Below are 12205 nucleotides of genomic sequence, written 5' to 3' on the forward strand. Positions count from 1 at the left end.
CTGATCCGTGTTCAGTGCTCGTCCGCCCTTCGGCTGCCGGGCCAGTCCAGCAGCAACTGCTCGGCGCGCGGGAGCCGGGCTACGACCAAGTCGTAGGAGTCCTCGATCATCTCGCGGACCAGGCGCTCGGTCAGCGAGCCGTCGAGGGTCACCGTGTTCCAGTGACGCTTGTTGAGATGCCAGCCGCCGGTGATCGACGGATGTGCCGCCCGCAGCCGCAGGGCCAGCTCGGGTTCGCATTTCAGGCTCACACTCAGTGGAGTGGCGTCCAGGGCGCTGAGCGCGAAGATCTTCCCGCAGACCTTGAAGACCGAGGTCTCCGCATTGAACGGGAAGGTCTCGGCAGTTCCGTTCAGCGCGAGGCAGGCGGCTTTGAGCACATCGGGTTTCATGGGATCAGTCTGCCGCGCGCCAGTGACACCACGCTCCGGCCTCGCCCGGGCCACCGGAGGCCCCGACGGTCCCGTCGATTCCCCCGCGCGGGAAGTTCGGCATGCCCGTTGTGCCGCGCGTTTCTCGGTGAGCCCCTGCCCGGTTCGCTTTTGTGGCCGCGTCGTCAGGCGCCGAAGAACTCGACCAACACCGGGGTGAGTACGTCCGGGGCCACGTCGTGCGTCTGGCCGTCGAGCGTCCGGTGCTCGGCCGCGGGAAGCGAATCCGCGGTCGCCTTCGCCGCCTGCTGAAGGCTCTGCGGGCTGGCGCCACCGCCGAGGACCAGTGCCGGAACGGCGATCGTCGACGCCAGGTCGCGCGGCACGCTGCCGTCGCCCAGCACCTCGTCGTCGTAGGCGAGCGTCGGGGCGAGTGCCTCCAACGCGGCCCAGCCCGGTTGTGCCCGAATGCCGGCCACGGCCTCCGCCGGAATGCCGACGTTCGTCATGAACAGCGCCACGGCGTCGCCCCTGCGCCCGGCGTCGAGCAGCTCGCTCAGGCGTTCGGTGTATTCCTTGATCCGGGCGCTGTCTCCGATTTCGGCCATGAACGGTGGCTCATAGAGCGCCAACTTGGTGATCCAGGGGCCGGCTGCCGCGGTCGCCAAGGCGAGAGCCACACCGGAGGAGATGGCGTAGACGTATGCCTCTCCGCCGGCCTGCGCAATGAGGGCCTGCAGGTCCTCGACCTCACGGGCGACCGCGTAAGGCGTGGTGTCCGAGCTCTCACCCCGGCCGCGACGGTCGTACGTGTAGACGCTGAAGTTGTCCTGCAGCAGAGCGGCGAGTGGCTGCATCGGCCCCGCAGCGCGGTAGCACATGGCGCCGTCGACGAGGACGAGTGCCGGCCCGCTGCCAGTGCGCTCGTAGGCGATCGCGGTGCCGTCGGCTGACGTGACTACTGGCATTCCGTGCTCCTTACTCTTGACTCTTGCTGGTGTTCTTGCTCGGCGTCGAGACCGGTCAGGTAGGCGTCGAAGCGGTCGAGGCTGGTGCTGAAGCCGGCCCTCGCCTCGGCGCTCAGGTATGCGGCCGGCACATTGGTCTGATGGGTGACCACCTCGGTGCGCCCGTCGTTCAGGCCGACGAAGGTGATCGTGGTTCGCATGCCGCCTTCGATGTCGCCCTCGATCCACACCAGCCGGTCCGGCCGGCGGACCTCGACGTAGACGGCCCGCATGGTGTACGTGCTGCCGTCGGCATCGCTGACCATGGTGGTCTCGAAAACCCCGCCGGGCCGCAGGTCGATGACGATGTTGCCGACCGGCGTGGTCGTCCCGGCCGGGCCCCAGAAATGGGTGAGGTGCTCCGGCGTGGTCATGGAGTCGAACAGCAACTCGCGCGACGCTCGGTGCACACGCCGATAGGTAAGCTCGCCTGTCGCGGTCATGGTGTCGTCCCCTCGTCGTGGCGCTGCTCGGCATGCAAAGCGGCCAGGTGCTCCTCGAGGCGGTCATGTCGGTCGGCCCAGATCTGCCGGTGACGCCCGATCCAGTCGGCGGCTCCGTCGAGGCGCACCGTTTCCAGAACGCAGGGCCGTGACTGCGCGGTTCGGGTCCGCGAGATGAGGCGGGCGCGCTCGAGCACCTTCAGGTGCTTCGAGACCGCCTGCTGCGTCATCGCGAACGGCTCGGCGAGCTGGTGGGCCGTCGCGTCGCCACTTGCCAGGCGCTCCAGGATCGCGCGCCTGGTGGGATCGGCCAGCGCCGAGAACACCAGGCTCAACTCGTCTTCAACGACTGCCATGCCCTGACCGTACCCACAACCGTGAGTTTGCACAACCAAGAGGTTGTGGATCCCCGCCGACGAGATCGGCGTGGTCAGACCCCCCCGTGGCGTTGACGACGTCGTCGTGCGAGCTGCTGGCGCAGTGCCAGGCTCAATGACTGCCTCCGCAGCACGAGACGCCCTTGACGTAATCGAATGGTGGCGATCTGTAACGTGATTCAAGTCTCACGTGACTCAATTCAAGTTCACATATGCTTGCATCGCTCAGTCAGTTGGCCGGCGCCCTTGGCTAATCAAGTCCCTATACGTCCGTTATGGGCAACAGGGCTACCGGGCAATAAATCGTTGGATCGCACGGGCGGATTGCATCCCAGGAGGCCGAATCGTGCCCATTTCTATATCTACGGCTCTTGCTGACCAGGGAGAAACAGCCGCCGACAAGATTGACAGTCTTCGCAAGCCCGGCCCCTACCTGGTCAGCTCCATGCTGGCCGGCGCGTATATCGGGGTCGCGGTAGTGCTGCTGCTCTCCGTCGCCGGCCCGCTGCTGGCCGCCTCGTCGCCGTGGACAAAGCTGATCGAGGGCCTGGTGTTCGGCGTCGCACTGACCCTGGTCGTGTTTGCCGGCGCCGAATTGTCGACCGGCAACATGATGACCACGGTCCAGGGGGTGATCGCCGGACGCGCCACCATCGGCGGCGCCGTAGCCGTGATCCTCGGGTCATTCGTCGGGAACCTTGTCGGTTCCGTCGTATTTGCGTGGCTGGTACATGCCAGTGGTGTCCTCAGCTCCGGAGCGACCCCGGGCCACGCCGCCCCGGGACTTGCCCTGCTCGCGAGTGTGATCAAAGCCAAAGCGGCCGAGTCCGGCTCGGCGCTGTTCTTCCGCGGGGTCCTGTGCAACTTCCTGGTCTGCCTGGCCGTGTGGATGGCGGCACGGACCAAGTCCGACGGCGCCAAGCTCATGCTGATCTTCTGGTGCCTGCTGGCGTTCGTCGCGTCGGGGTTCGAGCACGTCGTGGCCAATATGACCTACTTCTCGCTTGGCATGTTCGAGCATGTGCCGGGCGCGACCGCGGGCGCGTTCGCCCGGAATCTGCTGCTGGTCGGGTTGGGCAACCTCGTCGGCGGAGGACTGCTCGTCGGCGCCTCCTACGGCTTTGCGGGACGCCGCAGCGCATCACAGACGTCCACCAGCGAGCCTGCCGAACAGGAGCCCGCTGCTGCTGCCATGAGTTCCGCCTGAACAACCCCTCCGCAGGCCGTGCCGCCGGACGATCCGGCGGCACGGCCTGCAGGCTGCGCAAGGCGTCGTCGTCTCGTCAGCCCCCGGGACGTCCGCTGCTGCCGCACCGGGCGCAGCCGTGCGCTACGAGTGGGCAGCCTGACCATCTGCGGGGCACGGCACAGTGAGGATGCGCTGAGCACCGTTGCGCTGTTCCTCGACGCGGTACTGCTGCGCCACCACACGCGGCCCAGCCGATCGTTCGCCGAGGCACTCGCTGCGGCGGCCGATGACCTGCACGATGCACTCCGGCACAACGGCACACCGCTGCTCGATCTGAGCCGGCTTCTTCCCGGCATGGGGAGAGTGTTCGGGCTCTCGCAGTCGCTCGCCTTCGAGGTATTGCCACCGGTGACCGGCCTGCGCTTGGACGGCTGCTCGATGCGGCGCACCGACCAGCTCCACGAGCACGTCGACGGCCGGTCGGCCGCCGCCGTCATGTTCATGGCGCCGCCGACGGAGTCGGTGATGCGCACGGCCGCCTGCGGAGCGATCTGTGCGATGGACGTCTCCAACCGCCGCAGCTAGTCGCGCATCGTCGGACCGACATAGGCGTTGATGGCGGTCACCAGGGTTCGCTCGTACTCGCGATACTGCCGCAGCACGTCCGTCGACGCGCAGACGAACAAGTCGGGCCGTTCGGCCTCGATCAGGTCTCTGAGCTGCTCCTCGTGCCCGACCAGGCGTAGGAGTTGACCAGCGAGATCGCGACTGACTCCACGCCGGACGCATCCAACCACGCCAGCAGCGGCCCGGCGGCCCGGTCGAGGTCCAGCGGGGAGACGATCTCGCCATCGGCGGCCACCCGCTCGTCCACCTCGTAGCGGAGCTGCCGGGGGATCAGCGGCGCGGCTACCACCTGTTGCAGGTCGTACAGGGCCGACCGGCGCTCCCGGGCGATATCCAGGACATCGCCGAAGCCACGGGTCGTGACAAGCGCGGTGGGCGCGCCACGACCCTCGCTCACCGCGTTGAGGGCCAACGTGCTGCCCACCGTGATCTGGTCGACCTGGCCCCACTCCACCCCGTGGGCCCGAGACCAAGGACGCACAGCTCGGTTCGACTCGCCTCGCAGAAAAACTCGTAGCGGGATGAACGGAAGACCCGACGCGGTGGTCGATCACCGCCGCGCTGGAGGGAGCGAGGGCCCCGGATGTTCACCCCGCCCGCGTCGGCGGGGAGGCGCGCTCTTCCAGGCGCAGTGCCAGGACGGGGCAGGCGGCGACGGCACGCCTCGCATGGGGGAGCATCTCCTGCGGGAGGACGGGGTCGCCGATGACGGGGTAGCCCCATTCGTCCAGGTCGATGAGTTCGGGGAGCAGTTCCGCGCACAGGCCCCGGCCGTCGCAGGCGATGCGGTCGATGGCGATGATGTGGGTGCGCGTCCTCAACGCCATCCCTCGCTCTCCGGCCCGGGGGCGTCGGGTACCGGTAGTACGGCCATGAAGCCGGCCGCGGCGCAGGGGCCGCTGTGCAGATGGCGTCGGACGTCGTCGGCGAACGTCTCAAGCGCGGTGGCGGCCAGCCGGGACGCCCCGTCGGGGTGACGGCAGGCGCCGCGGCCGGGGAGCAGCCCGACCCGCTGGCGCAGACGGTTCAGCAGCGCCGGGCCCGGGCGGCCCCAGGCGAGTTCGGCGAAGTCGTCGGCGGCGGCAGGGAGCCCGTACCGGCATGGTCCGCACTGGCGGGCGCTCTGGTCGGCCAGATAGGCGAGCACACGGGCGGTTTCGGCGAGCCCGCACGCGTCGCTCGGGAGGGCGACGAGGACGCCAGCGCCCGGACCTGCCCCCGCGGCGGCGAGATCGGATCTGGCGAAGGGGATCCGGAAGGCCTGGTCGGCGGGGAGCCAGCTGCCGAAGAAGCCGCCGACCAGTACGGCGGACAGCGGACGGACCGCTCCGCCCGCCGAGTTCAGCACCTCACCGATCGGGGTGGCCAGGGGGACTTCGTACACCCCGGGGATCCGGACGGCGCCGGAAAGCGTCACCAGCGTGGTGCCGGGCGCGTCCGCGCGGCCGGTGGTACGGAACCAGGCGGGGCCGTAACGTGCGATGAGTGCGAGATGGGCCAGCGTCTCGACGTTGTCGATGAGGGTGGGGCGCCCGGCCACACCCTTCTCGAACGGCCGGGGCGGGGTGGCGGCCGGGCGGGCCTCGCCGCCGTTCAGCCAGCGGACCAGCGACGTCTCCTCGCTGGAGACGTAGTGGTGCGGCAGCGCGTGGACCTGTACCGGAAGGGGATCGATCCCGCGGTGGTAGCGCTCCTCGGCGGCGGCGTGCAACTCCCGGATCTGGTCCTCCCGGGTGCGGGGCAGGCACAGGTGCACCGCGTCGGCACCGACGGCCGCCGCGGCCAGCGCGGCACCGTCCAGCACGAGGTGCGGGGCGAGGCCGAGCAGGGTCTCGTCCTTCCGGCTCGCGAACTCGCTCTCCATGCCGTTGGCGACGACCACGGGTCGCCCGGAGCCCTCGGCCACCGAGCGCAGCTTGCGGCCGGTGGGGAAAGCGGCGCCCCCTCGGCCGGTCAGCCCGGCCTCCTCCACGGCGCGCACCAGGTGCATAGCGGGGCGGCGGCCTTGGGCGCGGGGCAGCGGCGGTGGCCCGTAGCGGCGCAGGTGCTCGTCCAGGTCCGCCGCGCCGCCGGTGCTGAACCAGCCGTGCAGCAGGCGGCTGTCATAGGGACCGGTGGAGCTGTCGCTGCTGTCGTTGCCTTCGTCGGTGAGCATGGTGTTTGTTTCCGGATTCACTCAATACCTTCTTCCTGGTGCGCGGGCGCGGATGCCGTGGTCCTGGCGGTCCCTGCCGGCGCAGCGCGGTTTGCCCAGCCGGGCTGGAGTGGGCCCGCCGTCAGGAATCCGGCGAGTACGGCGGGGACGGCGCCCGCGGCGACGGCAGCCCAGAGCCGGGCGGCGACGCGGCCGGGGCCCGCTCGGTAGAGCCGCCACCAGATGGCGGCGATGACAAGAGCGAGACAGCCGACGTAGATCACCAGTTGCAGCGTCAGCCGGGTGTCCGAGCCGGTGCCGGCGCCATGGAAGAGCGCGAGCGGCCAGGAGGCGTACGCCAGCCAGTGGACGGCCTTCCAGCGGCGCCGGCCGAGCCGGAGCCGGATCGCGCTGGTGGCCAGGATCGCGAGCATGAGGTCGAACGCGACGGTGCCCAGGCCCAGCCACAGCGGGCGGTAGGAGGCGCCGAACGGCAGCACGGCGTCGTACCAGCTCAGGGTGACATAGGTGTCGGCGATCGCGGTGACGATGTGCAGGGCCAGGAAGGCGAGGGTGAGCAGGGACAGATTGCGGTGCAGGGTGCCGAGTTCGAACCGGGCCATCCGCCGGGGCACGTACTGGCCGCCTGTGGCGATGCCGAGCGCGACGGTGGCGGTGAGCAGCACCAGGGCGACGGTGCCGCCGGCTCTGGTCGCGTACCACAGGGGGCTGGGACCGCTCGCGGCGAGCTGCACCAGGCCGGTCAGGCCGGTGCCGCCGCTCATCGGGGGCCTCCCTCCGCCGGCCAGCCGCCGACGGCGACCACGGTGCCGTCGGTACGGACCAGCCGCGCGGGCAGCCCCCGGTCGGCCAGCCATCCGGGGGCGCGCTCGCCGAGTACGACTGCTGCCGTACTGGCGGTGTTGGCGTCCACGCAGCTGGCAGCGGCGACACTCACGGTGCGCCAGACCGGCAGCGGGATGTCCCCGGTAGCGGGGTCGACGATGTGGTGAAGGGTGCGTCCGGCGCGCCGCCAGGTGCGCGCGGCGGTGCCGGAGGTGGCCAGGCCGCCGCCCAGGACCACCACCGTCGGACCCGGGACCGGATCCGGCGCCGCGTGGTCGTCGGCGATCCCCACGCGCCAGCCACCGGGCGGCACCTCCCCGGCGGCGGACAGGTCGCCGCCCAGGTTCACCAGCACCCCGCACCCGGCCACCCGGGCGGCCCGTCGGGCGGCCCGGTCGGCCGCCAGTGCCTTGGCGGTCGCCCCGAGGTCCAGCGTGGTCCCGGCCGGCAGCCGCAGACGCCGCGTCGCCGGGTCCCATTCGATGGCCTGCCACCGGCTGCTGGGCCGACGGACGGTGGCCGGTCGGAAGTCCTCCGGGCGTACGGAGACGAACGTACGGTCGTAGCCAAGCGCCACCACGGAAGAGCCCACCGTCGGGTCGACCGCGCCATCGGTGAGCTCGGCGGCACGCAGTGCCACCCGCAGCGCCTCGGCGAACAACCGGCCGACCTCGACCGGCGTGCCCGCCGCGGCATTGGCCCGGGACAGTTCCGAATCGGCCCGGAAGCGGCTGCACGCCGCGTCGATCGAGGCAAGCTCTGCCGCCAGGGCGCCGCGGGCGGCCTCCAGGGCGGCCGGGTCCGTGACCAGTAGCACAGCGGTCGTTCCGAGCGCCGGGAAGGCGACGGACCCGACGAGCGGCGCGGGGGCGGTCCGGGGCGCGGTCCTGCGGATGGCCGGGGAAGCCGTCGCGGCCATGGTCACGACGCCCCTGACGTCGTCTGCGGAGCCTGCTGCGTGGGGGTCGGAGGCTGGGCGGGTGCCTGGATGGTGGACCTCGGCTTCGGGGCCGAGGTGGCGGCGGGCTGGGGTGCGGCGGGCTGGGGTGCGGAGGGGGATGCCGCCGCGGCCATCGTCTGGGCGTAGCTGGTGCCGAGGGCCACGGAACCGGCAGCGGCGACCACGGCCACCGCGAGTGTTGTGCGGCTGACTCGCCGCAGCCCTCGGTCACGCCGTCGGACCGCTTCGCCGGGTATTGCGTTTCGCTCTCGGTCACCGTCGGGATGCGGCATACCGGAACTCCTCACCTGTCGAAGACGCGCACCTTGCGCGTCTTGTCACACCAGCGTGCGCAGTGAGTCGTCGGGATCCCGTTCAGGAAATCTTCGGAACCGGCAAAGATCGCCGAATCCGCAGGTCAGCAGCGGTGAAACCGTCACGAACAAGTCGTGAACAATGATCGTCAGGTCGTACGGTCCCCTGCGGCGGCACCCCGCCCATGGTTGCGCCCGTGCTCACGCGGCACCGGCGGCAGTTCGAGGACGGCGGTCAGGCCGCCCCCGGGGGTGTCCTCCAGCCGGACGGCGCCACCGTTCGCGGTGATCAACCGGTGCACGATGGCCAAACCCAGCCCCGCCCCGCCCGGTGACGTGGCGCCGAACCGTCGGAACGCGGACTCCCTCGCCTCGGCGGTCATGCCCGGCCCGTTGTCGGCCACCCTGATCCGGACGGTGTCCTGGGCCGTCGTGCCTTCGATCCGCACCCGGCCTCCGGCCGGGACGGCGTCCAGCGCATTGGCCACCAGGTTGTCGAGCACCTGCTCCACATCACCGTCACCGGCATACGCGCTCAGCCCGGCCCGGCAGGACGCGACGAGAGCCACCTCGCGTTCGGCCGCCACCGGCTCCCAGGCCGCCACCCGCTCGGCGATCAGCTGGTCCAGCCGCACCGCGACCGGGCGGGGTACCGCGTTCTCCGCCCGCGCCACCGCGAGCAGACCGTCCACCAGCCGGGACAGCCGGGCGATCTCCTCCTGCGCCCCCACCAGCTCGGCCGCCACATCCGCCTCGGCATCGGCGGAGAGCAGGTCCAACCGCAGCCGCAGCGCCGCCAGCGGGGTGCGCAGCTGGTGCGATACATCGGCGACCACCGCCCGGTGCCCGTGCACCAGCGCCTGGGTCCGGCCGGCCATGGTGTTGAACGTCGCGGCGAGCCTGCGCACCTCCTGCGGCCCACGGCCGACCGGCGCACGTTCGTCCAGCGCGCCCTCGCCCAGCCGCTGCGCCGCGGCGTCCACCTCGCGCAGCGGACGTCCCACCCAGCGGGCCAGCCCGACCGACAGCAGAACCGCCGCGACGAGCCCCGCCCCGCCGATGACGGCGAGGCCGCCCCACATCGCCGCGAGCCGCCCGTCCAGCGGCCCGGTGGAACGGCTGAGCACCGTCACCCCCACCGGGTGGCCGGTCTCCCCGATCGGCACCGCGACCGTCAGCCGGTCGCCGCTCTGCACGGTGCGCGTCTCCGGGTGGGTCAGTACGGCCTTGATCTGCGGTGTGATGTCGGCACTCGGCGGCATACCGCAGGAGGCCTTGGCGATGGTCCGTCCGGAGGTGTCGTAGACCGCGGCGCAGCTGTTCTGCTGCCGCGACTTGTCGAGAAGACGCAGCATCGCCGCGGTGGGGTGATGATCCGAGAGGTGCTCCTCCGCGGCGGACGCGATCGCAGTGGCGGTCGCCTCCGCGGTCTGCCGGAACGAGGTGCGCTCATGGTGCGTCATCAGCAGCCCCAAGGGGACGACTGCGAGCACCAGCAGTGCGGTGATCAGCGCGAGGACGCTCAGCGCGATACGACGGGTCACCGCGGGCGGGGGTCCAGGTGGAACGCCGGGCTCGCCGGGCGCTCCACCTCGCCGGGCCCCACAGTCTGCGCAGGCACCATGGGCCCCACGGGCTCGACGGTCCGGCCGAGGCGGAAGCCCCGGCCGTAGACCGTCTCCACCAGCCCCGGCACACCCAGCTTCCGGCGCAGCGCCGCCATATGCACATCCAGCACCTTTGTCGGGCCGTACCAGTGGGCGTCCCAGGCACGCTCCAGGATCTCCTGCCGGGTCACCACCCGCCCTGGATCGGTCACCAGGCATTCCAGGATGTCGAACTCCTTGGGCGTCAGCGCGATCGTCCGCTCACCCACGGTCACCTCGCGGGTCCGGGGGTTCACTGCCAGCGGTCCGTGCCGCAGCAGCTCCGGCTCCGACGGCCGGGTGCGGCGCAGCACGGCACGGATCCGGGCCAGGAGCTCGGCCAGACCGAATGGTTTGACCATGTAGTCGTCCGCGCCCTCGTCCAGCGCCGCCACCCGGTCGCCCTCCTCGCCCCGCGACGTCACCACGATGATCGGCATATCCGACCTCCGGCGCAGCGTGCGGCAGACCTCGACCCCGTCGACGTCGGGCAGACCGAGATCGAGCAGTACGACATCAGGCGCAGGGGCCGCCGCGAGAGCCGCGTGCCCGGTGTCCACGCTCTCTGCCAGATAACCGGCCCGGGTCAGCCCCAGCACCAGTGACCTTGCGATCCCCTGATCGTCCTCGACCACCAGCACCCGTAGGGCGTCGGGGTCCGGCTCTGCGTTGGCACTCACCTTCATGCGCCCACTGTAGGTGCGCAAATTAAAAAGAATATAAGAGGCCCCGCCTACTGCCGGGCCCTCTAAGCAATATCGGGTGCAGATTAGAGCAACGTCCGTCTCGTGGCAGGGGCCGGGCCGACGCCCGCGTGGGCCCGGCCCGGCCCGGATCACGGACGCGGTGCGAAGTGGACGAGCACCCGGCCGGCGTTGGTCACGTCGGTCTCCACGTGGTCGTACAACTTCCTGATGTGTTTCTGGCCGAGGAACGCGAGCACGCGTTTCTTGAGCTGGCCCGTTCCCTTACCGGGAATGATCTCCACAACGGGTTCGCCCGCACGGATCGCCTGGAAGATGGTCTGCCGCAGAGACAACTCGATGTCCCGGTTGTTCCGGTAGATCGGGTGCAGATCCAGGGTCAGCATCGCAAGCCTCCTGTTGGGGTCGGCCTCCCGCGAAGTCACGGATACGCCGCCGCGAGTGGTCCGAGTGTGCCATCTCGTACTCAGGCGTGGACAGACACGCTCCGTTCGGTTTCCGCTCGCGGAGTGGGGCACCGCTATGGACGCCGGGCAGGCCGACAGAGCCGCGAAAGGGGGTCACCCTTGTGGAGATACGGGTGTCAGGATGCCTTCGCCTCGTACACCACCTTGCTGTCCTGGGTGCTCTTGACTGCCAGTGCCTTCTCGACCAGCCGGGTCAGCGTCGTGCGGACCCGGTTCGTGGTCGGGTTGTCCACTGCCGCCTCATAGAGGTGCTCGGCGATGCCGCGGGCCGTCTGCGCGCCGCCGAGCTCCCTCAGGGCCGCCAGGACCCGGTCGGAAGAGAGGGGTTCGCTGGACGGTGTGTGCTCCGTGTCAGGGCTTGTGCCCTCCTCGGGGGGAGCGTCCGCCGGCTGTGCCGCTTCCGGGAGCGTCACCTCGGGGCGGTTCGGCTCTTCGCCGGTGGCCGGTCGGCCTGCTGTCGTCTCGTAGTAGACCGTGCGGCCTTGCCTGGCACGGTTGGCCGCGGACCTGCTCACCAGGCCCTCGAGCGCGGCGCGAGCCTGGCCGGCGTCGACCGGTCGCCCCGGTGTCGATGCACCCTCGGCGACCTCCGCTGCCGTCCTGGGGCCGGTCTGCTGCCGGAGGTAGTCGTCAACCACGTCGATCAGCGTGGGCGACTTGCCCGTGCTGTCGGTGCCACTCTCGCTTTCCTGCTTTCCGGAGGGAGCGGGCTTGCCGCGCCGGGCCCGGGCAGGCTTCTCCGCGGCTCCGCCGTGCTTCGCCGCGGGCTTCGTGTCCGGCGTGTCATCAGCGACCGGGCTGCTCACTTCGGAGTCGTGAACGGGCAGCGGCGCGCCGGGCAAGTCCTGTTCGGGCTGCCCCGGTGCGGTCTTGGTGCTGATTGCCGCTTGGAGGTTCAGCAGCAGCTCGCGGTCTCGTTCGAGGACCGTGAGTTGTTCCTGGAGTTCAGCTACTCGGGCGGTGACCAGTTGGTGATCCTCCGAGTTGCTCTGCAGATCGGCAGCGAGTTTCTCCTTGTACCGAGTCTGCAAACTCTCGCTGTGCGGAAGGGGATCTGACACCAGGACCACTCGCTTTCTGTGCTCTGTCATGCCGATTTGTGCTCGTGCTGTGTTGGTGATGATAACGAAGTCGTGGCCA

The 12205-nt window shown here is 70.5% G+C and carries 16 protein-coding genes; 3 read left to right on the forward strand and 13 right to left on the reverse strand.

All coding sequences use genetic code 11. The features are described 5' to 3' along the window. Positions 1–11: 11 nt before the first annotated feature. From FCI23_RS34455 to FCI23_RS34470, 4 genes are all read right to left on the reverse strand, one after another. Complete coding sequence (locus tag FCI23_RS34455; RefSeq protein ID WP_136728108.1) at positions 12–392, reverse strand: MmcQ/YjbR family DNA-binding protein; 381 nt, start codon at positions 390–392, stop codon at positions 12–14. 164 nt (positions 393–556) lie between these two features. Further along, positions 557–1339: an alpha/beta fold hydrolase gene (locus FCI23_RS34460; protein WP_136728109.1), complete on the reverse strand. Its 783-nt coding sequence runs from the start codon at positions 1337–1339 to the stop codon at positions 557–559. Next, positions 1330–1821, reverse strand: coding sequence for an SRPBCC family protein (locus FCI23_RS34465; RefSeq protein ID WP_136728110.1), 492 nt, complete (start codon positions 1819–1821; stop codon positions 1330–1332). Before FCI23_RS34465 ends, FCI23_RS34460 begins: the two co-directional genes overlap by 10 nt. Beyond that, positions 1818–2177, reverse strand: coding sequence for an ArsR/SmtB family transcription factor (locus FCI23_RS34470; protein ID WP_136728111.1), 360 nt, complete (start codon positions 2175–2177; stop codon positions 1818–1820). The genes FCI23_RS34465 and FCI23_RS34470 overlap by 4 nt, the downstream gene beginning before the upstream one ends. Positions 2178–2544: 367 nt before the next feature. Here FCI23_RS34470 and FCI23_RS34475 point away from each other — a divergent pair, with 367 nt between their 5' ends. Together FCI23_RS34475 and FCI23_RS34480 are read left to right on the forward strand one after the other, a co-directional pair. Then, positions 2545–3405 carry a formate/nitrite transporter family protein gene (locus FCI23_RS34475; RefSeq protein ID WP_136728112.1) on the forward strand — a complete coding sequence of 287 codons (861 nt, stop codon included), beginning with the start codon at positions 2545–2547 and terminating at the stop codon, positions 3403–3405. Between the two features lie 129 nt (positions 3406–3534). After that, on the forward strand, positions 3535–3972 hold the full coding sequence (locus tag FCI23_RS34480) for a hypothetical protein (RefSeq protein WP_136728113.1): 438 nt from the start codon (positions 3535–3537) through the stop codon (positions 3970–3972). A gap of 121 nt (positions 3973–4093) precedes the next feature. On the opposite strand, the gene FCI23_RS34485 is transcribed toward FCI23_RS34480, so the two are convergent. The 5 genes from FCI23_RS34485 to FCI23_RS34505 all read right to left on the reverse strand — a co-directional run bounded on the left by FCI23_RS34485 (position 4094) and on the right by FCI23_RS34505 (position 7913). Next, positions 4094–4495: a hydantoinase/oxoprolinase N-terminal domain-containing protein gene (locus tag FCI23_RS34485; RefSeq protein WP_169317066.1), complete on the reverse strand. Its 402-nt coding sequence runs from the start codon at positions 4493–4495 to the stop codon at positions 4094–4096. A 106-nt stretch (positions 4496–4601) separates the two neighbouring features. Continuing rightward, positions 4602–4841: a ferredoxin gene (locus FCI23_RS34490; protein ID WP_136728115.1), complete on the reverse strand. Its 240-nt coding sequence runs from the start codon at positions 4839–4841 to the stop codon at positions 4602–4604. Further along, positions 4832–6190, reverse strand: coding sequence for an NADH-ubiquinone oxidoreductase-F iron-sulfur binding region domain-containing protein (locus FCI23_RS34495; protein WP_246144335.1), 1359 nt, complete (start codon positions 6188–6190; stop codon positions 4832–4834). The genes FCI23_RS34490 and FCI23_RS34495 overlap by 10 nt, the downstream gene beginning before the upstream one ends. Next, positions 6187–6933, reverse strand: coding sequence for a ferric reductase-like transmembrane domain-containing protein (locus FCI23_RS34500; protein WP_246144336.1), 747 nt, complete (start codon positions 6931–6933; stop codon positions 6187–6189). Before FCI23_RS34500 ends, FCI23_RS34495 begins: the two co-directional genes overlap by 4 nt. Further along, complete coding sequence (locus FCI23_RS34505) at positions 6930–7913, reverse strand: FAD:protein FMN transferase (RefSeq protein ID WP_136728116.1); 984 nt, start codon at positions 7911–7913, stop codon at positions 6930–6932. Before FCI23_RS34505 ends, FCI23_RS34500 begins: the two co-directional genes overlap by 4 nt. A 39-nt stretch (positions 7914–7952) precedes the next feature. Here FCI23_RS34505 and FCI23_RS62535 point away from each other — a divergent pair, with 39 nt between their 5' ends. Then, entirely contained in the window at positions 7953–8081 is a 129-nt protein-coding gene (locus tag FCI23_RS62535) for a hypothetical protein (protein ID WP_265737788.1), read from the forward strand. Between the two features lie 316 nt (positions 8082–8397). Here the strand turns inward: FCI23_RS62535 and FCI23_RS62540 are convergent, their stop codons facing one another. From FCI23_RS62540 to FCI23_RS34530, 4 genes are all read right to left on the reverse strand, one after another. Then, entirely contained in the window at positions 8398–9792 is a 1395-nt protein-coding gene (locus FCI23_RS62540) for a sensor histidine kinase (RefSeq protein WP_136728118.1), read from the reverse strand. Next, positions 9789–10580 (reverse strand): response regulator transcription factor, encoded by a 792-nt coding sequence (locus FCI23_RS34520; RefSeq protein WP_136728119.1) that lies wholly within the window; start codon positions 10578–10580, stop codon positions 9789–9791. The genes FCI23_RS62540 and FCI23_RS34520 overlap by 4 nt, the downstream gene beginning before the upstream one ends. 149 nt (positions 10581–10729) lie before the next feature. Beyond that, on the reverse strand, positions 10730–10984 hold the full coding sequence (locus FCI23_RS34525) for a Smr/MutS family protein (protein ID WP_136728120.1): 255 nt from the start codon (positions 10982–10984) through the stop codon (positions 10730–10732). Between the two features lie 197 nt (positions 10985–11181). Then, positions 11182–12096, reverse strand: a complete 915-nt coding sequence (locus FCI23_RS34530) for a hypothetical protein (protein ID WP_136728121.1) — start codon at positions 12094–12096, stop codon at positions 11182–11184. Between the last annotated feature and the right edge of the window lie 109 nt (positions 12097–12205).

It is taken from the genome of Actinacidiphila oryziradicis, from assembly GCF_005047355.1.
Classification (GTDB): Bacteria; Actinomycetota; Actinomycetes; order Streptomycetales; family Streptomycetaceae; genus Actinacidiphila; species Actinacidiphila oryziradicis.